Origin of the sequence: Corynebacterium sp. HMSC056F09 (genome assembly GCF_001815785.1) — a bacterium.
In the GTDB taxonomy this organism is placed as follows: Bacteria; Actinomycetota; Actinomycetes; order Mycobacteriales; family Mycobacteriaceae; genus Corynebacterium; species Corynebacterium hiratae.
Genome location: NZ_KV821885.1, coordinates 1 through 19,542 on the forward strand (window position 1 = coordinate 1; position 19,542 = coordinate 19,542).

Sequence of the window (19,542 nt, forward strand, 5' to 3'; positions counted from 1 at the left end):
CGACGTGTCTACTTTCCGGGGGCCAGGCCCTATGGTGGTCATGGCGCTAGCCGCCTACGCTTATCTCTGCTGGATGATGGCGAACCTCTTCAATGGTTCCCGGAAGATCGCTGATGGGGAGAAGGTCACCTTCCGCGACTACTTTAGGTTTGCGCAGCTGAGTGGTTGCGCCGGTGTCTATGCTTGCTTCTTTATTTTGGTAACGCTCGGATCTATTGCGGGTGGCTTCCCCGGACTGATTCTCTATGCGCTCCTGTGGCCAGCGCCCGTGATCAAGGCTGATAACCCCGATAAGCCTCTCATGGACTGCTTCCGAGCGGCCCTCGACCTAATCATGGAGAATCTTGGGCAGTCGCTGCTCTTTATTCTGGTCTGTTCCCTCATCACGAGCTTTGTCGTATTTATCCCCATCGTCGGCTTCCTTGCCGCCTACCCGATCTGGGCTTTGGGGATGGTCCTGTTCACCCGCGCTATGCAGCGCCGCCCTGCTGTGCGGTGGGAATAGAACAGCAGGGCGGTGAAAGATACCTAGTGAAGTGGCGATGTAGTGCTTATCGCACCGGCAGCGGGCTAGCTAGATAGTCTGCGCCCGTAAGCTCACCGTCGTTGAAGGAAAGAACCCACACCGAAGCTTTCTTGAACTTGAGTTCTTCGATCGGCTCTTGAATGAACTTCGGTGCATAGGACTCGATGATGCCGGGGATTGTCAGCCCTTGGCTGACGATGACCGGAACGCCGCCGCCGTCGACCACGCGCTGAAAGGCGGCGCGGGCGGTCTCAGGTGATTCAGCAAAGACATCATCGCCGAATGCTTTGTTAACGGCGATGTCCATGCCGAGTTCATCGGCCAGCGGGGCAGCGGTGTGCTGGCAGCGCTGCGGCGGGGCGCTATAAATGGCGGTCGGATGGAAAGGCGTGAGCATCGGCACGAGCATCTCCGCCTGGCGGCGCCCCTTCTTATCCAGCGGGCGCAGGTCATCATCACCCTCCCAGGTGCGGCGCTGGTGCGCGCGGGCATGGCGCACGTAGAGAACGCGGGTCGTTGGTGCGAGGCGCAGGCGCTTCTTTGCCTTGGCCAAGACCTGTGCATCAACGTCATAAGAGAGCAGTGCGCAGGCATCATCGATCTTCATCCAGCGCAGCTCGTCGGTTTCCTGATTCGGGGTGTATTCGCCATCGAGCACTCGCGCCAGCCAGTAGTAGACCACCTTGGTGCGGCCCTGTACTGGGTAAGCTACTTTGCCGATGAGTTTGCCCAAGCGCACGGTATAACCGGTTTCCTCGAGGATCTCGCGCGCGGCGGTAACAGGAAGGGATTCGCCCGGATCCACCTTGCCCTTGGGCAGTGACCAATCGTCATAGTGCGGGCGATGAATGAGGGCGACTTCCGGATCGTGCGGGTCACCGCGCCAGAGAACCGCACCGGCGGCCAGGGTCGTGCGCTTAAACTCATCGGCCGGATCGACGGGCACTTCTTGGTGTCGGCCAGAAATAAAGACCTCGGATTTGATGTCTTTGTCCGTCTCGTGCATGTTCTTTGCCTTGGGCATGCTGCTCCTTTTGCGCCAGTAGCTTCTAACCTTTTCCATTTTCCTCCACTCACTGCCGCGATGCAGTCTTACGCGCCGAGCGTGCTTTAATGCCGAGCGTGCTTTAATGGGGAAAGCCGATATACCGGGAATCTACAGTGAGGTGGCACATAGTGAACGTAGCAGTATTGGGTGCGGGCTCGTGGGGAACTACGCTGGCAAAGGTTTTTGCCGATGCCGGCAATGACGTCCGCTTGTGGGCGCGCCGTGAAGAGCTAGCCCAGGCCATCAATGCACGCCACGAGAACCCGGATTATCTCCCAGATCTTCCGTTGCCCGCCTCCATCCGCGCTACCACCGATCCAGCTAATGCGCTGGAGGGTGCGGACATCGTCATTTTCGGCGTCCCCTCGCAGACCTTGCGGTCCAACCTGGAAAAATGGGCGCCGTTGCTGCCGGAGGATGCAACTTTAGTATCGATTTCCAAGGGCGTGGAGAAGTCGACGCTCAGCCTGATGAGCGAGGTGATTGCCGATGCCGCCGGTGTTTCCCCCGACCGCATTGCGGTGCTCTCCGGGCCCAACTTGGCCAAGGAGGTGGCCCAGGAGCAGCCGGCAGCTACGGTTATCGCGTGCCGCGACGCCGACCGTGCCAAGGCTGTCCAGCATGCCGCCGCAGCACCCTATTTCCGGCCCTATACCAACACCGATGTTATCGGCGCGGAAATTGGCGGTGCCTGCAAGAACGTGATTGCACTTGCCTGCGGCATGGCTGCGGGTAAGGGGCTGGGAAACAACACCATGGCCAGCATCATTACTCGAGGTCTCGCGGAGATTACTCGTCTCGGCGTGAAGCTGGGAGCGGACCCGTTCACCTTCTCTGGTCTGGCTGGTATGGGTGACCTCGTGGCAACCTGTAGCTCGACGTTGTCCCGCAACCGCACCTTTGGCTACCGCCTCGGCCAGGGCGGCACCCTGGAGGAAGCCACAGCCGCCACCAATGGCCAGGTAGCGGAAGGCGTTATCTCTTCCGATTCCATCTTTAGGCTGGCGCAGCGCGCGGGCGTAGAGATGCCTATTACCCAAGCGGTCTTCGGTGTGTGCCACCGCGGCGTGACTGTCGACGACATGATCGTGGCTCTGATGGGTCGCACCAAGAAAGCTGAGTAAAGCCGAGTAAAGTTGCTCGGTATGACTGAAGCGAATCCTGTGCGCGTGGCCGTAGTGTACGGCGGGCGCAGCTCCGAGCATTCAGTGTCGTGCATCTCCGCCGGCGCAATCATGGAGCACCTTGACCCGGACAAGTATGAGGTTGTGCCGATCGGCATCACGCGAGAGGGCACCTGGACTCAGGGCAGTCGGGAGGGCCTCGGCATCGTAGATGGGCGCCTGCCCGAGGTAGAGCTGCACGATGAGCTGGCGCTTTCCCTCAACCCCGCCACGCGCGGACGCATCCACAACGTCACTCGCCATGAGCACTACACCGAAGTGGATGTCATTGTGCCGGTTCTCCATGGACCCTACGGTGAAGATGGGACGGTCCAGGGGCTTTTCGAGCTCTCCGGCATCCCTTACGTGGGCGCGGGCGTGCTGGCCTCGGCCGTGGGCATGGACAAGGAGTTCACCAAGAAGCTGCTGGTTGCGGAAGGTCTGCCTGTGGCGCCCCAGGAGGTGCTCACTGGGGAAGCCACGCTGAGCGACGCCCAAAAGGAGCGCCTCGGCCTGCCTGTCTTTGTGAAACCGGCGCGCGGTGGTTCCTCCATCGGTGTGTCCAAGGTTTCGGCGTGGGAGGATTTCGCGGACGCGCTGGCCCTAGCCTACGAGTCCGACGAGAAGGTCCTTGTCGAGCCGGAAATTCGCGGTGCAGAGGTGGAAGTGGGCGTCCTCGAGCACCCAGACGGTAGCCTCCAGGCTTCCGTTCCCGCCAAACTTTTGGGCACTACGGAGTCCGAAGAAGGCTTTTATGACTTCGATGCCAAGTACATCGACGAGGGCGTTTCGGCGGAAATCCCTGCGCCGTTGAGCGATGAACTAACCGCTGAGCTCCGCCAGCGCGCTATTGAGGCTTTCCGTGCTCTGGGCGCTGCCGGCCTGTCCCGCGTGGATTTCTTCGTCAGCGAGGATTCCTACTGCATCAACGAGGTGAACACCTTCCCCGGCTTCACACCCATCTCGATGTACCCCCAGGTATTCGCCGCCGTGGGTGTGGGCTATGCCGAGCTGCTGGATACCCTCATCCAAACCGCGCTCGCGCGTTCCTAGTCCTTAGCCCGCCTAGTCCCTCAGCTGAGTGCGAAGGGCAGGCGGTAGAGGAGCAGGCCGCGGTTGCTACTGGGAAGGGGTGGCGGCCACGAGGGCGTCGCTCAGCCGCACCAGCGCGGAATTGGCTGCCTCCTGCGGAGCAGACAGCGCGAGATCCTCCGCCCGGCCGAGCGCGAACCACGTGCCGGCCGTGGTGCCCTCCGCCAGGGTGGTGTCCTCGAACCAGGGCACGTCATTGACCTGCTGAAGCTGGACACCTGCACGGTAGTTCTCCGGTGCAGCCACACCACAACGCACGACGATCTCTTCCTGGCCCGGCGCGCTGTAGACCCAGGTGTTCTTGTCACCGACATCCTCGCGGCGCGAGTAGCCCTCCGCGAGGGTCTCCGGCAGGGCCTTTTCCAGCCGGCTGCACATGGAATCCGGGCCCGCCTTCAGCTGCGATAGCGGAGCGGCATTGGGCTGTTGCTGTTTCTGTTCCAAGTGGTCGAGAGCATCACCGAGACCCTCCGGGGCGTCGTCGCGCGCGTTGTCGGAGGTGGTGGTGACCGCGACGGCGGGAACGCGCTTGGTGCTGTACCACGTCGTGAGATTCGAGCCGGGAGTGGCGTCGACGACCTGCAGCCAGGATTCGCCGTCGGCCTCGACGGTCTGGGAATACTCAGTAAATTGCTGCGGCAAGTCAACACCGCAGCGCAGCGTTATCTTGTCCTCCGAGCTCTTCGCCCACGCCGCAGCACCCGCGGGAGCTGGCTCGACAAGATCGACGCGTGGGTACCCCAGTAGTTTGTCTGGCAGCGCATCGACCACGGCGGCGCACTCGGGGGAATCCGCCGCCTCAGATGGGGTGGGAGGCAGCGCCACCGGTTGCTGGGCAGCGGTGGTGAAGACGTATTTTGCCCCAAAAATCACCGCGAAGACCATCGCGATGGCGATCCCGAGTGAGACGTAGATTGCGGTGCGGTTAAATTGGGTATCCATAGGGGCTTATCCTATCGCTGATAGTCCAGGAAGAACGAACGTGGACGGTGCGCACGCGTACAGTGCGTGGCCCGCGCAACACAAAGGAGTCCGTGACGGTGGGTTTATCGCATACCCTCGACCAAGCCGGTGAGCGGCAAGTCATCCATGAGATTGTCACCGCTGCCCCGAGCGCGCTCAACGGTGACGATGCCGCGGTGCTGTACCCGGCAGCGCCCAATTCCCGCACGGTGGCAGCGACAGACATGATGGTGGAAGGCAGGCATTTCCGCCGGGATTGGTCGACTGCCGCAGAAATCGGGCAGAAGGCCATCGTGCGTAATTTCGCCGATATCGAGGCGATGGGTGCCCGGCCCACCGCAGCACTGCTGGCTATTGCCGCCCCAGGGGAAACCCCGGTGGATTTCGTGCGGGGGATTGCGCAGGGCATCGCTGAGCGCTGCGCGGTCTATAACGCAGAGCTGGTCGGCGGCGACCTTACCCGCAGCGACAGCTTAGTCATCAATGTCACGGCGATGGGCTCCTTGGGAGGAAGTGGGGCGCCGCTGACCCTAGATGGAGCACGCGCGGGCCAAAAGCTGGTGGCGCACGGCAAGATTGGGTACTCCGGAGCGGGCCTTGCTCTGCTTCAGCGCTTTGGCCGCGCGCTGCCCCCGGAACTAGAGGAGCTGTGGCCGCTGATCGACGCCCACTGTGCACCCACCCTGAGCCCAGGGCGTGGGGTTATCGCTCGGGCAACGGGGTCGACCGCGATGACAGATAATTCGGATGGCTTAGTGCGTGATGTGGGGCATCTGGCACAACGCTCCGGGGTGCGCATCGACCTCGACCGCGCAGCCATTGCCCCGGATCCGCTCCTAGCTGCTGCCGGCGCGGTGCTTGATATCGATCCGTGGGAATGGGTCCTAACGGGAGGGGAGGATCACACGCTGTTGGCCACCACGTACAAGGCCGCTCCCTCTGGGTTCCGGGAAGTAGGCCGGGTGATGCGCGGTACCGGTGTCACCATCAGCGGAGAGGAGCCTCGCTATCGCGAGGGCTGGGAGGGATTTGCGTGAGCCACATCGATACCTCTCGTATTCACTATTCGTGGATGCCCCACATCCGGCAGGCGCTGGAGGAGAATCTGCCGCGCCTTGAGCAGCAGATCGGCCAAGACTTTCTGCCCCCGGCCGAGGACGTCTTCGCTGCCTTGTCGATGCCCCTCGACGACGTACGTGTCCTCATCGTGGGCCAAGATCCCTATCCCACCCCGGGCCATGCCATGGGCTTGTCCTTTTCTACGCGCCCCGGGGTGCCGGCTCCCCGCTCGTTGCAGAATATCTACGTCGAGCTTCACGATGACCTCGGGATCGACGGTCGCGCGGATGGGGACCTGCGGGCGTGGTTCGACCAGGGCGTGCTGCTGCTGAACAGGGTGCTTACCGTGGCCCCGGGCCAGGCCGGCTCGCACCGGCGGATGGGCTGGGAAGCGATTACGGAGGCCGCCATCAGAGCGTTGGCGGGGCGCGATATCGTGGCCATTTTGTGGGGGCGCGATGCCCAAACCTGCCAGGCCTTCCTGCCGGGTACGGAGTGCATCACCTCCCCGCATCCTTCACCCCTGTCAGCACGACGCGGCTTCTTCGGATCGCGTCCATTTTCCCGGGCGAATGCGGCCTTAGAGGCCCGTGGCGTCTCGACAGTGGACTGGCGCTTGTAGACTAACCAACATGTCTTATCCCGCCGAGTTGGATGCCCGTGGCCTGCACGAGTGGGCCGCGCGAACCGTTAAGGAGCTACAGCGCCGCCGCGCCGAGATTAACGCCCTCAACGTGTTCCCGGTGCCCGATTCTGACACGGGATCCAACATGGCGCACACCATGGAATCTGCCCTGGCGGAGGCCGATAAAGGCGAGATGGACGTGGCTGAAGCCCTGGCCATCGGTTCGGTACGCGGAGCGCGCGGCAACTCCGGGATGGTGCTGTCCCAGGTATTGCGCGGGGTGGCTGACGCCACGACGGATTCGCGGGTGGATGGTTCGGTCTTGGCGGATGCCCTCTCGCTGGCCGTCACGCTGGTCGACCGTGCTCTGGCCTCCCCAGTGGAAGGCACCATCATCACCGTGCTGCGTGCCTCGGCCGCCGCTGCTAGTAAGGCCGCCGAGGAGTCCGGCGCGCAACTGCACGGTATTGTGGTCGCGGCGGTCGACGCCGCCCGGCAAGCCTTAGCGGAGACTCCTTCCCAGCTGCCGGCGCTGCGCGAGGCCGGTGTCGTAGACGCCGGCGGAGCAGGCTTCGTCATCTTGTTGGAATGCTTGCTGGCCCAGCTCACCGGTGAAGACACCGTCCCCGAACCTGTGGCTATAGAGACTGTAGGGGCAGAGCCCACGCAGAGCGAATCGCTGCCGTCTCACGGAGAGAACTGTGCCGCGCCACAGCCTGGGGCCGGCCCGGAGATTGAAGTCATCTTCTTCTTCGAGGGAGACCTCGCCCAGATCGAGGAGGCCCTCAACCCGTTGGGCAATAGCCTCGTCATCGCGCGAGCCACGGAGGATTCTGCGAGCGTGCACATCCATAGCTCCCAAGCCGGTGCGGTCATCGAACAAGCCTATGGCCTCGGAAAAGTCAGTAACCTGCGCCTCGAGGTGCTTCCCTCCGCCGGAGATACAGCGGCCGGCGAAATGCAGGCCATCGATCGTGCCGGGCGGCGAATCTTCGCCGCAGTGCCCGAAGGAGCCGCCCGCGAGCTTTTTGAAAAGGCCGGGGCGGATACCGTCAAGCCCGGCGACGGCCCTCGCGCCGCGAAGGCGGGTGATCTCTTCTTGCCCAACGGCTACGGCGGTGCGCCCGGCACAGCCACGCTTATCCCGACTGATTCCCTCGTCTCCGGGCTCGCCGCGCTGTCGGTCTACTCACCGGGTTCCACCCACACCGCCGAGGCAGTGGCCACCATGGCGGATGCCGCACGCTCGATGCGGGTGGTGCATCCGGATACAGAATCCATCGACGGGATTGTGGCGTCGTGCTGCAGCCAATTGGCCTACGGCGGGGAGCAGATCACCGTGCTCACCGGACTAGAGATCGATGAGGACGAGCTGGCGCAGCTCTTGGGCGTCGACGTGGTGGTGCTGCGGGTTCCCGGGCTGCGTACCGAGATCGGGGTGGAGTAAGCCATGCTGGGGTGGCAGGATGACCGTGCGCTGACGGAGATTCTGGCAAAGAAGGATGCCTCAGCAATCAAGCGCGCCTTCGGGTACACCACGTGCGGGGAGCTGCTCAGCCACTATCCACGCGACTACATCCGCCACAACAAGGACGTCGGCCTCGGCGGTGCCGAGGACGGTGACCACGTCACCATCACCGGTGTCATTGAGGATGTCCGCGTCAAGCACACCTCCAAAGCCATGGTCTTTATCCTCTACATGGATAGTGGAGTCCAAGCCTCATTCTTTAACGCGCATTACGTGCAGCGCGTGCTGGGGCGCGGCATGCGCGTCATGCTGTCTGGCAAGCTGAAGTACTTTCGGGGATACCCCAGCCTGCAGCACCCTGACTTCCTCATCCTCGACCCCGGCCGTTATCAGGAATCCTTGCTGGATAGCACGTCCGGGCAGGGGACGGGCTCGCTGAAGAAGCTCTCCCAATTCGGGTCGCTGGAGACCTTCCTGCAGCGCGAGTGGATCCCCGTGTACCCAGCCAGCGGGAAGGTGACGTCGTGGTACATCATGGGTGCTATCCACAAGGTGCTGGAACACACGCCTTCGATTCCGGAGCCACTGGACTACCGCATGATGGTGACGCTGGACCAAGCCGTCCGCGAGATCCACGAACCGGGTGAGCACGGGCCCGAACGCGCCATCCAACGTTTGAAATACAATGAGGCGCTGTCGATTGGGCTGGTTATGGCCCTGCGCCAGCGCGATGTCAAGGCGCGTACGGCAACCCCGATGCCAGCGATTTTGGAGGGCTACCGCGACGAACTGCTCAGCGAGCTGCCCTTTGAACTGACTGCGGGCCAGCGCCGCGTCATCGCGGAGATCGACGCGGACCTGTGTGGCACCGCGCCCATGATGCGTCTGCTGCAGGGCGAGGTGGGCTCGGGCAAGACCCTGGTGGCCACGTGTGCCATGCTGCAGGCGGTCGACGCCGGTAAGCAGGCCGCCCTTCTCGCGCCGACGGAGGTGCTGGCGGCGCAGCATGGGGCGTCGATTAGCGCCAGCGTTCCCGAAGGAGTCACCGTCACCGTGTTGACCGGCTCGATGAAGACGGCGGAGAAGCGGCAGGCGCTGCTGGAGATTGTCTCCGGCGAGGCCGATATCGTCATCGGAACGCATGCCATCATCCAAGACACGGTGGAGTTCTTTGACTTGGGCCTCGTCATCGTGGATGAGCAGCACCGTTTCGGCGTGGAGCAGCGCGATAGCCTGCGCACCAAGACCCGGGAGGGCACGAGTCCCCACCTGCTGGTCATGACGGCGACACCGATCCCGCGCACGATTGCCATGACCGTCTTCGGTGATTTGGCCGTGTCCACTCTCAAGGAGCTGCCTGGCGGGCGAAAGCCCATTTTGTCCGCGGTGGTGCCCGAATGGAAACCGGAATGGGTGCGCCGCGCTATCGAAAGAATCCGCGAAGAGGTAGAAAAGGGGCACCAGGCCTATATCGTCTGCCCGCGGATTGAAGGAGAGGGCGGCGTGGAAACGATGTCCGTACAGCTGCGCAACCTGCCGCTGCGGGGTCTGCGGGTGGAGATGCTCCACGGCAAAATGCCCGATAAGGATGAGGTCATGGAGCGCTTCGCCCGCGGGGAAATCGACGTCCTCGTGGCGACGACCGTCATCGAGGTTGGCGTCGACGTGCCCAACGCCACCGTGATGCTCATCCGCGAATCGGAGAATTTTGGCGTCTCGCAGTTGCACCAGTTGCGTGGGCGCGTGGGGCGCGGTGGTAACGACTCCGTGTGCTTGCTGCATACCACCGCCGAGCCCGACAGTAAGTCCTACCGGCGCATCCAGGCCATAGCTGATACGCCGTCCGGTTTTGATTTGGCGGAGCTGGATCTTCGGCAGCGCCACGAAGGGGACATCCTAGGAACGCTGCAATCTGGCACCAAACGCACTCTGAAGCTGCTGGATCTCAGCCATGATAGGGACATTGTTGAGCGCACGCATGCTGATGCTGCCGCATTGGTGGAGCGCAATCCCGAGCTAGCGGAGGAGTTGACACACAATTTGAGTGCGGATGAGCAGGAGTTTTTGGAGAAGAACTAGGCAAGTCACCGCGCGCAGCTGTGGGGAGATAGGGTAGAGGCCATGACCAGAATCATCGCTGGGGAGGCCCGGGGGCGCACCATCAAGGTGCCGGAAGCCGGGACTAGACCTACCTCTGACCGTGCCCGCGAGGGCCTTTTCTCATCGTTGAACGTGCGTTGGGGTTTCATCGACTCCCGCGTGCTGGACCTTTTTGCTGGGTCCGGTGCCTTAGGTCTGGAGGCAGCCAGCCGCGGCGCTGAGGAAGTGGTCTTGGTGGAAAACAATCCCGCGGCGGTGAAGATCATCCGGCACAACATAGGGGTGGTGAAGCACCCGCGCGTCGAGGTACGCGAGATGAAGGCCTCGTCCTATCTAGCGACCGCCCCGCGCGGGTATTTCGATATGGTGCTCGCGGATCCTCCCTATGAGTTCGATGATGTGGATGGGCTGTTGGCCGCGATCGAACCGGTGTTGGATGATGCCGCAATCGTCGTCATCGAACGCCATGTGGATTCCCCACAGACACAGTGGCCGGAAGGCTTTGAGCCCACCGGCCAGAAGCTCAAGAAACGGACCTTCGGCATCGCGCGTTTTGATATGGCGATTTATCACCGCGCTGAGGACAGCGACTACAGCGACAACGCGGGTAGCGAAGACACCGCCATGACCGAAATCAAGGAGGATTAGCCATGCCCACCCACGCCGTCTGCCCGGGATCTTTCGACCCCATCACGCTAGGCCATGTTGACGTGTTCAACCGCGCCAGCGAATTGTTTGACAAGGTCACGGTGCTGGTGACGGGAAACCCCGATAAGCCATCCGGGCTATTTAGCGTGGAGGAGCGCGTGGATCTCATCCGCCGTACCGTCGCGCCAGAGATCCAGGTGGACTGGTGGGGCGGCCTGCTCGTGGACTACACCAGTGCCCATGGCATCGACACCATTGTCAAAGGCCTGCGCTCCTCCTTGGACTATGAGTATGAGCTGCCGATGGCACAGATGAACCGGCGCCTTTCCGGAATCGATACGGTCTTCTTGCTCACTGATGAAAAGTACGGCTATATCTCCTCCTCCCTATGCAAGCAGGTGGCACAGTACGGCGGTGATGTCACGGGCATGTTCCCAGAGCACGTTGCGGCCGCCGTGATGGAACGCTACCGAGGCTAAGGAGACATGTCTGTACTGGCAATACCTTTCGTCGTCCTCGTTACCGTCATAGTGGGCTCCTGCCTGCAGCGAGTCTCCGGCATGGGGTTGGGCCTCATTGGCGGGCCCATCTTGACGCTCTTCCTCGGCCCCGTGGAAGGCATCATGGTCATCAACGTTTTGGCCTGCATTAACGCCATCCTCACGACCTATTCGATGCGCGAGAATGTGGCGTGGGATAAGTGGCTGCGCATCGGCCCCTTCATGGTCCTCGGCTCAATCCCGGCGGCGCTGCTTATCGCGCGCATCGATACCTCGGCGTTATTGGTGCTCGTGGGCGCCGCCTTGTTGATCGCGCTGGGCGTGGTGGTCTTCGGCCGCAAATTCGTCCCAGAGATGCGGGGGACGGGGCCCGCGATCTCCGCGGGTATCTTGGGCGGTTTTACCAATACCCTGGCCGGCGTCGCCGGCCCCGTCATCACCGTGTACGCCCAGGCTGCGCGGTGGCCTAAGTCAATCCTCGCCGCGACCCTGCAACCCTGCTTTGTCATCGGCGGATTGTCCTCTGTTCTGACGAAGTACTTCCTGGGCTCCGGCGGTTTCGAGGGCCTGCACTGGCTGGTGTGGCCTTGCGGAATAATCGGCATGTGCGTCGGCATCCTTGTAGGCAAGAAGATCGCCGGGCACGTCTCGCGGGAGAAAGCCCACACGCTGTCGCTGGCGCTGGCTAGCCTGGGAGCGCTGAGTGCTCTGCTGCGCGGTCTTTCCACGCTGGGCGCTTAAAACACTGCCTGGGTAAGGTGGACCCATGGCGAAGTTCAAGATTGAAGACGCGCTCTCCCTGCGCGCAGGCAAGAATTTTCAGATCGACTCGGTCGATGCCTCCGCAACCCCCGGCTTCGACGGTGACAAGGACGAGCTCGATGCCCGTTTCACCAAGTACGATGACGAGCTCTATGAACTGCAGGAGCGGCTCTTTGCCAACGGTCGCAGCTATGGTGAGGACGCCCCAGCGGTGCTCATTGTGTTGCAGGGAATGGATACCTCGGGCAAGGGCGGTGCTATTCGCCACGTGCTCAGCACCTTCGACCCGCAGGGAACCACCACGGTTGGTTTCGGAAAGCCCACCGAGGAAGAGCTGGAACATGACTTCTTGTGGCGCATCCGCAAGCACGACCCGCAGCCGGGACAGATTGTGGCCTTTGACCGCTCCCACTACGAAGACGTCCTCATTCAGCGCGTGCACGAGTGGGTCGACGAAGAAGAAGTGGACCGCCGCATCGAGGCTATCCGGGATTATGAGCTCGACCTGACAGCGAAGGGTGTCAAGGTCATCAAGATCTTCCTACACCTGTCCAAGGAAGCCCAGAAGGAGAATCTGCTGGAGCGCACGGAGCGGGAAGACAAGTTCTGGAAATACGATCCCGCCGATGTGGAGGAGCGCGCCTATTGGGATAAGTACATGGCGGCCTACCAGGACGCCATCCAGCGCACGGATGAAAACTATGCGCCCTGGTATGTCATTCCTACCGATAACAAGAAATACGCCCGCATGGCGCTGAAGTTCCTCATCGTGGATCTCCTACGCCATCTTGACCTCGAATGGCCGGCGCCCGACTTCGACCCGGAGGTGGAGCGCCAGCGCATCGAGGACGCCGACTAAGAACTAGTCGCTCTGTGCCTCATCGACGTCGCTGGCGAGCTCACGGGCGGCGGCGTTGAAACTATCGAGGACGGACAACAGCGCTTCCTGGGCATTGATAATTCCCAGGTTGAGGGCGTGGAAGAGCTGGTCCTCGTTCAGACCCGCCGTGGTGACGAAGCAGGCATCACCACGCAGCTCCACCTCATCCTCAACGAGGCCAACGATCGCGCGCCCATCGAAGGCACTGGAATTGAACTCGTTGCACAAGACGTGGAAGATCGGGAGCATGTCCGCGTCGAGCTGCGTCGGCAGCACGCATTCTATGCGCACGAGGCCATCGTCGACGGTGATAACCCAATCAAGGTCATTGAGGCGGGCAACCGCCGCAGTGGGGTCCTCCGGGTGCGCGGTGGCCGCCATATCTAGTTCCGTACCGTTGAGCACGCTCAGCACGCTGTCCCGGCTGACGGCGGGCAGCGGAGACCCAGACAGGATGTCGAAAGGATCGGTGCCTTCGCTAGCGTTGTGGTTCATGCTTGCTCCTCCTCGTTCCAGGTGACCGCCTGGGGAAAACGCTGCGCCACGACGTCGAAAATCTCCGCGAAGCTGGCGAGCGAGCTCAGCAGGAAATGCCCCAGCTGGGCCAAGGACAAACCTTCGCCCACGGCCATGGCGCGGTTGGCGCCTAGGTGGATCTCCGCGTTGCCCTTCGCGTCCTCTTCGACGAGGAAGTTCAAGGTGGGCGCCACGCTGGCCCAGTTCAGCTCCGCCACGGCAGCAGCAACGTCGTGTTCGAGGTGCGCGGGAAGCGTGCCTTCCCAGGAGGCGAAGGCGCTCAATACGTCGCCTTCCGCGTCGAGGTCACAGTGCACCGCGATATGCGGCACACCGGTCTGCAGGACGCGGCGCGCGGGGGCGTTGTCGTCGCCGGCACCAGGAGCGTCGCCTTCCTCGGGGGCAGCTTCGATGAGCGCGTAGTCGGCATCGATAAGCTCGCACAACTGCGCCAGCCGGTCAATGGTGACCGGCTCAACCACGTGGAGATCGGTCACTGCTGCTCACCCTGCGCGCCCTCAGCTCCCTCGCCCGCCTGTGCAGCAGATTCGGAACCGAGCTTGGCCATTTCCTCGGCGGCGGCGACCATGGCGTTCTGGGCGTTGATGACACCATCCACGGAGGCGCGCAGCGCGGCCGCGAGTTGTTCGTCGGTCATGCCGGCCGCGCACGGAATATCGGCCTCGGTGCGCACGAGCAGCATGCCGTCGAAGTCAGCAATGACGGCGCGGGCCCCCATAGCCACGGAATTGATCTGGTTAGCCGCGAGGAAAAGGCCGGCGTCGGCCTTGGCGTAGTTGACGTCCGTTGGCACATCGCAGCGCACGATGGCAACGCTTTCCAGCACAGCGAACATGCACGGCAGGCCGTTGAGGTTGGCGGTGGCGGCGTCGTCGCGGCCGGTGACCGGCTCGAGTTCGATGTCGAAGGTCTTCATTGCCTCAATGATGCGGTCGAGGGTGACCTCCGGCAGTGCGTGCGGATCCTCGGCGGGGGTAGTCGCAGGATTAGTCATGGTTGTGCTCCTTCCAGGTGACGAGCTGCGGGTACTGCTGTTCAATCCACTCGAAGGACTGCAACACGGCATCCAGGGTGGACATGACGAACGCGCCTAACTGGTTGCGGGAAGCGCCGTGGGTCAGGTCGAGATCGCGCGCACCGGAGACTGCCAAGGCGTTGTCCGGAGCCTCAAAGAAGCGGAACGTCGGCGTGAAGTGATCCTGGTTCCAGGCGTTGATGTGCATGAGGAGCGCCGGGCCCTCGGAGGCGGGCACAGAACCGCGCCACACGGAATCAACGATGAGGGAGGAGCCAACCAGCTGGAAGGCAATGGCGGCGTTCGAGAAGCCGGTGCGCAAAAGGTTGACCGTCTGGCCGTCCTGCGTCTTTTGCTCTTCGATGCGGTATTCCAAGCCTTCTGACTTAAAGATCTCCGCAATGCGCTCGAGTGTGACCTCCTCAATCGGAGTATCGGGCTGCAGCTGGCGCTGCTGCGCTTCGTCGTGATTAGTGGTGTCAGTCAATTCTTCTACTCACTTCGCTACATTCTTCTTAATCTTTTCCGGCCCCGACACTACCGGAGCCGTCTTCCTGGGGTGCGCAGGTGGGGTCCTCGAAGAGTTTTTCCCCGCCCAGCTCGTGGGCAAGCGCTGGAGCGATCTCGGGATATCGGAAAGTATGGCCGAGCGCTTCCGCGCGCGTGGGCAGAACCTTTTGGTTAGCCAGTGCAAGCTCACGCGCACCTTCCTTGCCTAGCAGCAGCGCCGGACCGACGCTGGGAATCGGAATGATGGTGGGGCGGTGGAGCAAGGAACCAAGGGCATCAACATAATCGCGGTTGAGCACCGGAGTGGGGGAGACCGCGTTGATGACGCCGTGCCAGGCTGGGTCGAGCGCGGCGCGGACAAACATGTCAGAAAGATCATCTTGCGCAATCCAGCTATTCCACATGGTGCCTTTGCCAAAAGCGCCGCCAAGACCAGTGGAAAACAGCCCTCGTAGCAGCGGCAGGATCCCCGCATTGGCTGATTGCACAATACCGGTACGCAGGTTAACCACGCGCTTCCCAGCCTCCCGCGCCGGCTCACACGCCGCCTCCCAGTCGGCGACGACGTCGGCGAGAAAACCCTCGCCGCGCTCCAATTCCTCGGTCAGTTCCGTTTCACCCCTGTCCGCGCCGTAAATACCAATGGCGGAGGCACACACCAGGGCGGTCAGGGACGGGGTCTCAGCAGCCACCTGGGCCAGTAGGCGGGTAGGTTCAACGCGGGAATCCCGAATGGCCTCTTTGTGTGCGGAATTAAAACGCCCAAAGATAGGTTCGCCGGCCAAGTGGATGAGAACGTCAACGCCCTCCAGCAGGTCCTTCGCCGGCAGCTGGGGGCGCCAGAGGCGCTCGCCAGGCCCGGGGTTGGAGCGCACCAAAGGGATGACGGTGTGGCCCAGGGTGCCCAATTGCGCAGCCACAGCCGCGCCCACCGTCCCGTGCGTTCCGGTTATCGCTACCGTGCGGGGCTCGGCGTTGAGCGCGCCGAGCCTGTGGGCAAAGCGAAAGTCTTCGATGAGCTGCTGCTGGCGGTAGGCGAAAATCGATTCCAGGGCTCCGGCGGGGATGCGGGTCTCCACCTTGTCCGTGATGAGCGTGCCCTCCGGGTGATCCTCAAAGAAGTGCTCGTGGCGCCAATTCGCTAGGGAACGGAAGGGGGCGTTGATACAGACATCCGCGAAAGAGCGCCGCGGTTGGTAGCGGCTGAGGTCGTGGCGGGCAACCCATTTCAGGCCGCCGGGAAAGCCCAATATTGAGGTTCCATCGGCCAAGGACTCGGCTTGTTGGAGCGGGGTCATAAAACCGAAAGGTGGGGTGAGGCGAGCAAACGCCCCCTGGCGGGTATGCCACTGCCATACGTCTTCGCGCGGGGCGGGGACAACGTGCTGGGTAGTGAAACTCACTGTCTATAGACCTGCCTCAGGAGATTCGGGGGTGCGAGGGCGTACCAAGCACGCGTGAAGAGTGCTATGGTTAGTGCTGGCTTTCAAGCATAGACAAGTCCACTGAACCATTGTCCGACATCCTTTAAAGACCGCACCGTGAGGCGGGGAAGGAGGTCACGATGAGTGAATCCGGCACCCACGCGGAGTCCAACGAGCTGCTGAGCTCCTCAGACGTCGCGCGTACTGTCGCACGCATCGCGCACCAGATCATTGAAAAGACGGCGCTAGATTCGAGTGATTCTTCTCGAGTCCTGCTCTTAGGCATTCCCTCTGGTGGCGTGCCTTTGGCGCAGCGCCTTGCCGAAAAGATTGAGGAATTCTCTGGGGTGGAGATTCCCTGGGGCTCCCTCGACATCACTTTGTACCGAGACGATTTATATGCCCGCCCGCACCGTGCCTTGCAGCCCACGACGGTGCCTGACGGCGGGATCGATGGCGCCACCGTCATTCTTGTCGACGACGTCCTTTACTCCGGCCGCACCATCCGTGCCGCCCTCGATGCCCTCGCGGACATCGGCCGCCCCGACATCATCCAGCTCGCCGTCCTCGTGGACCGCGGACACCGCCAGGTACCCATCCGCGCCGACTACGTGGGCAAGAACATCCCCACCGCGCGGGATGAGGATGTCACCGTGTACAACGCCGACATTGATGGGCGCGATGCCGTCGTTCTCACCCGCTTCACTGCACAGCCCGGCAAGGAGGCATAAATGAAGCACCTTATTAACATCGCCGACCACAGCGCCGAGGAGATTCTCGGTCTGATGGATGAGGCCGACCGCTTCCGGGAGGCCCTAGAAGGCCGCGAGGTCAAGAAGTTGCCCACGCTGCGCGGTCGTACTGTCTTTACCCTGTTCTATGAGAATTCCACGCGCACTCGTTCCTCTTTCGAGACGGCGGGCAAGTGGATGTCGGCGGATGTCATTAACCTCTCCGCTTCGACGTCCTCGGTCAAGAAGGGCGAGTCCCTCAAGGACACCGGGTTGACCTTGGCGTCCATCGGGGCGGACGCCATCATCATGCGCCATCCTTCCTCCGGTGCGGCACAGCAGCTAGCTAGCTGGGTAGCGCCCGGCGGCCAGGGCCCGAGCGTGATTAACGCCGGCGATGGCTCCCACCAGCACCCCACGCAGGCGCTTCTCGACGCCGTCACGATGCGCCAGCGCCTGCACCTGGGCGCGGATCGCTCGGCAGCCGGCACCGGTTTTGAAGGTCTAAACGTGGCTATCGTCGGTGACTGCCTGCATTCTCGCGTGGTGCGCTCCAACGTGGACCTGCTCTCCACGCTGGGTGCTGAAGTCACGCTCGTCGCCCCGCCGACGCTGCTGCCTTTCGGCGTCGACACCTGGCCGGTGCGCGTCTCCCACGATTTCGATGCAGAGGTTGCCAAGGCAGACGTCGTCATGATGCTGCGCGTGCAAGCAGAGCGCATGAACGGCGGTTTCTTCCCCTCGCACCGCGAGTACGCCACTCTCTACGGGCTGTCCAAGGACCGCGCAGCGGCCATGAAGAAGGACGCCATCATCATGCACCCAGGCCCCATGGTCCGCGGCATGGAGATCAACTACGCCGTGGCTGACTATGACAACACCGCGGTACTCCAGCAGGTTAACAACGGTGTCCACGTGCGCATGGCGGCTTTGTTTACGCTGCTCACTAACGGCGAGAACGCCGGTATCTAAATCGATATGTCCCACTTAGCAACGAGGAGAGCTGAAGAATCCATGACTACTTATCCAGACACCGGCGTGCTCTCTGCTCCCGCGGCCGGCACTCTGCTCATCACCAACGTTCGCCCCTATGGCGAGGGTGAGCCCACCAGCATCCTGATCAAGGATGGCGTCATCGAAGCCATCGGTGCTGCCGCTGACGCCGGTGACGCCAGGGACGCCGGGGGCGTGACCCCGGCGGTCAAGGCGGACCGCACTATTGATGGTGGCGGCAACGTGCTGCTGCCAGGGCTGGTGGACATGCACGTTCACCTGCGTGAGCCGGGCCGCGAGGACACCGAGACCATCGAAACCGGCTCGCGCGCTGCCGCCAAGGGCGGCTTTACCGCAGTGTTCACCATGGCTAACACGTCACCGGTGACGGATCAGCCGATCATCGCCGAGTCCGTCTGGGCCAAGGGGCAGGCACGTGGCCTGTGCGATGTCCACCCGGTTGGCTCCATCACGAAAGGCCTCGAGGGCAAGACCCTGACCGAGTTTGGCATGATGGCCCGCTCGGATGCCAAGGTGCGTATGTTCTCCGATGACGGCAAGTGCGTCCAGGATCCGCAGCTCATGCGACGTGCCTTGGAGTACGCGAAGGGCCTTGACGTTCTTCTGGCCCAGCACGCAGAAGATCACCGCATGACCGAAGGCGCTAGCGCCCACGAGGGTGAGGTCGCCGCCCGCCTCGGCCTGCGCGGCTGGCCGCGCGTCGCCGAGGAATCCATCGTCGCCCGCGACGCACTGCTCGCGCGTGACTATGGCAACCGCATGCACATCTGCCACGCTTCGACGAAGGGCACCGTGGAGCTTCTCAAGTGGGCCAAGGAACAGGGCATCCCGCTGACCGCCGAGGTGACCCCGCACCACCTGCTGCTGACCGATGACAAGCTGGTGACTTACGACGGCGTCTTCCGCGTCAACCCGCCGTTGCGCGAGGAATCCGACACCCTGGCCCTGCGCCAGGCGTTGCTCGACGGGCTTATCGACGTCGTGGCGACCGACCACGCTCCGCACGGCAGCGAAGACAAGTGCGTCGAGTTCGAGCACGCCAAGCCGGGCATGCTGGGTCTGGAGTCCTCCCTGGCGGTCATCGCCAAGCTCTTCGTTGCCACCGGTCTGGCCGACTGGCGCTTCGTTGCCCGCGTCATGTCGGAACGCCCGGCAGAGATCACCCGCCTGCCCGGCCATGGCCGCCCGATTGCGGTGGGAGAGCCAGCGAACCTCACCATCGTTGATCCGGAACACCAGTGGGTATCCGATTCCACGCGCCTGGCATCGAAGTCGGAGAACAACCCGTACGAGGGGGAGGAATTCGGCGCACGCGTGGCCTACACCATCCTGCGCGGTGCGGTGACCTACGACCTAGCGGCTGAAAGCGGCAGCGAGGCGGCCGAGTAATCGGGATAATCGACAATCAGAGTTGCTCACCACTTAAGTAGTCAACGCACACCAACGTACGTCCCCAACACAACCACCCTTCACCGAG

20 protein-coding genes and 1 pseudogene are annotated in these 19,542 nt (G+C 62.6%); 14 read left to right on the forward strand and 7 right to left on the reverse strand.

The features are described 5' to 3' along the window. Positions 1-505, forward strand: a pseudogene (locus tag HMPREF3056_RS00115) (hypothetical protein); the annotation flags it as partial. Positions 506-551: 46 nt separating this feature from the next. On the opposite strand, the gene HMPREF3056_RS00120 reads toward HMPREF3056_RS00115, so the two are convergent. Then, the gene (locus tag HMPREF3056_RS00120; RefSeq protein WP_046649070.1) at positions 552-1,550 is read right to left on the reverse strand and encodes an NUDIX hydrolase; all 999 of its coding nucleotides are present in this window, start codon (positions 1,548-1,550) and stop codon (positions 552-554) included. 149 nt (positions 1,551-1,699) lie between these two features. Between HMPREF3056_RS00120 and HMPREF3056_RS00125 the strand changes: the two genes are divergently transcribed. Both HMPREF3056_RS00125 and HMPREF3056_RS00130 read left to right on the forward strand, forming a co-directional pair. Next, positions 1,700-2,698, forward strand: a complete 999-nt coding sequence (locus HMPREF3056_RS00125) for an NAD(P)H-dependent glycerol-3-phosphate dehydrogenase (RefSeq protein ID WP_070511939.1) — start codon at positions 1,700-1,702, stop codon at positions 2,696-2,698. 21 nt (positions 2,699-2,719) lie between these two features. Further along, entirely contained in the window at positions 2,720-3,790 is a 1,071-nt protein-coding gene (locus tag HMPREF3056_RS00130) for a D-alanine--D-alanine ligase family protein (protein WP_046649071.1), read from the forward strand. A 66-nt stretch (positions 3,791-3,856) separates the two neighbouring features. Here the strand turns inward: HMPREF3056_RS00130 and HMPREF3056_RS00135 are convergent, their stop codons facing one another. Next, positions 3,857-4,771: a DUF3515 domain-containing protein gene (locus HMPREF3056_RS00135; RefSeq protein ID WP_046649072.1), complete on the reverse strand. Its 915-nt coding sequence runs from the start codon at positions 4,769-4,771 to the stop codon at positions 3,857-3,859. A gap of 92 nt (positions 4,772-4,863) precedes the next feature. Between HMPREF3056_RS00135 and HMPREF3056_RS00140 the strand changes: the two genes are divergently transcribed. The 8 genes from HMPREF3056_RS00140 to HMPREF3056_RS00175 are packed head-to-tail and all read left to right on the forward strand — an operon-like array spanning position 4,864 to position 12,813. After that, the gene (locus HMPREF3056_RS00140; protein WP_102233886.1) at positions 4,864-5,829 is read left to right on the forward strand and encodes a thiamine-phosphate kinase; all 966 of its coding nucleotides are present in this window, start codon (positions 4,864-4,866) and stop codon (positions 5,827-5,829) included. Positions 5,830-5,864: 35 nt separating this feature from the next. Next, positions 5,865-6,473: a uracil-DNA glycosylase gene (locus HMPREF3056_RS00145; protein WP_158395598.1), complete on the forward strand. Its 609-nt coding sequence runs from the start codon at positions 5,865-5,867 to the stop codon at positions 6,471-6,473. Between the two features lie 10 nt (positions 6,474-6,483). After that, entirely contained in the window at positions 6,484-7,923 is a 1,440-nt protein-coding gene (locus HMPREF3056_RS00150; RefSeq protein ID WP_046649075.1) for a DAK2 domain-containing protein, read from the forward strand. Between the two features lie 3 nt (positions 7,924-7,926). Beyond that, on the forward strand, positions 7,927-10,023 hold the full coding sequence (locus HMPREF3056_RS00155; protein WP_070511698.1) for an ATP-dependent DNA helicase RecG: 2,097 nt from the start codon (positions 7,927-7,929) through the stop codon (positions 10,021-10,023). A 42-nt stretch (positions 10,024-10,065) separates the two neighbouring features. Beyond that, positions 10,066-10,692 carry a 16S rRNA (guanine(966)-N(2))-methyltransferase RsmD gene (rsmD, locus tag HMPREF3056_RS00160; RefSeq protein WP_046649076.1) on the forward strand — a complete coding sequence of 209 codons (627 nt, stop codon included), beginning with the start codon at positions 10,066-10,068 and terminating at the stop codon, positions 10,690-10,692. 2 nt (positions 10,693-10,694) lie between these two features. Further along, entirely contained in the window at positions 10,695-11,171 is a 477-nt protein-coding gene (coaD, locus tag HMPREF3056_RS00165; protein WP_046649077.1) for a pantetheine-phosphate adenylyltransferase, read from the forward strand. Positions 11,172-11,177: 6 nt separating this feature from the next. After that, positions 11,178-11,933 carry a sulfite exporter TauE/SafE family protein gene (locus tag HMPREF3056_RS00170; protein WP_049156553.1) on the forward strand — a complete coding sequence of 252 codons (756 nt, stop codon included), beginning with the start codon at positions 11,178-11,180 and terminating at the stop codon, positions 11,931-11,933. A gap of 25 nt (positions 11,934-11,958) precedes the next feature. Next, on the forward strand, positions 11,959-12,813 hold the full coding sequence (locus tag HMPREF3056_RS00175) for a PPK2 family polyphosphate kinase (RefSeq protein WP_049156556.1): 855 nt from the start codon (positions 11,959-11,961) through the stop codon (positions 12,811-12,813). A 3-nt stretch (positions 12,814-12,816) separates the two neighbouring features. Here HMPREF3056_RS00175 and HMPREF3056_RS00180 read toward each other — a convergent pair whose 3' ends face one another. Genes HMPREF3056_RS00180 through HMPREF3056_RS00200 form a run of 5 tightly spaced genes read right to left on the reverse strand, consistent with a single transcriptional unit; the run spans position 12,817 to position 16,299 of the window. Beyond that, the gene (locus HMPREF3056_RS00180) at positions 12,817-13,329 is read right to left on the reverse strand and encodes a hypothetical protein (protein ID WP_070753888.1); all 513 of its coding nucleotides are present in this window, start codon (positions 13,327-13,329) and stop codon (positions 12,817-12,819) included. Further along, the gene (locus HMPREF3056_RS00185) at positions 13,326-13,847 is read right to left on the reverse strand and encodes a hypothetical protein (protein ID WP_070516567.1); all 522 of its coding nucleotides are present in this window, start codon (positions 13,845-13,847) and stop codon (positions 13,326-13,328) included. The genes HMPREF3056_RS00180 and HMPREF3056_RS00185 overlap by 4 nt, the downstream gene beginning before the upstream one ends. Beyond that, on the reverse strand, positions 13,844-14,365 hold the full coding sequence (locus HMPREF3056_RS00190) for a YbjN domain-containing protein (RefSeq protein ID WP_070516569.1): 522 nt from the start codon (positions 14,363-14,365) through the stop codon (positions 13,844-13,846). Before HMPREF3056_RS00190 ends, HMPREF3056_RS00185 begins: the two co-directional genes overlap by 4 nt. Beyond that, a complete protein-coding gene (locus tag HMPREF3056_RS00195) occupies positions 14,358-14,873 on the reverse strand; it encodes a YbjN domain-containing protein (RefSeq protein ID WP_046649083.1) in 516 nt (171 codons plus the stop codon). The genes HMPREF3056_RS00190 and HMPREF3056_RS00195 overlap by 8 nt, the downstream gene beginning before the upstream one ends. A gap of 28 nt (positions 14,874-14,901) precedes the next feature. Then, on the reverse strand, positions 14,902-16,299 hold the full coding sequence (locus HMPREF3056_RS00200) for a TIGR01777 family oxidoreductase (protein WP_070753889.1): 1,398 nt from the start codon (positions 16,297-16,299) through the stop codon (positions 14,902-14,904). A 161-nt stretch (positions 16,300-16,460) separates the two neighbouring features. Here HMPREF3056_RS00200 and pyrR point away from each other — a divergent pair, with 161 nt between their 5' ends. Genes pyrR through HMPREF3056_RS00215 form a run of 3 tightly spaced genes read left to right on the forward strand, consistent with a single transcriptional unit; the run spans position 16,461 to position 19,454 of the window. Next, entirely contained in the window at positions 16,461-17,051 is a 591-nt protein-coding gene (gene pyrR / locus HMPREF3056_RS00205) for a bifunctional pyr operon transcriptional regulator/uracil phosphoribosyltransferase PyrR (RefSeq protein WP_046649084.1), read from the forward strand. Continuing rightward, positions 17,052-18,023, forward strand: a complete 972-nt coding sequence (locus HMPREF3056_RS00210; RefSeq protein ID WP_046649085.1) for an aspartate carbamoyltransferase catalytic subunit — start codon at positions 17,052-17,054, stop codon at positions 18,021-18,023. Between the two features lie 42 nt (positions 18,024-18,065). Then, positions 18,066-19,454 carry a dihydroorotase gene (locus HMPREF3056_RS00215; RefSeq protein ID WP_070547357.1) on the forward strand — a complete coding sequence of 463 codons (1,389 nt, stop codon included), beginning with the start codon at positions 18,066-18,068 and terminating at the stop codon, positions 19,452-19,454. Positions 19,455-19,542: the final 88 nt, after the last annotated feature.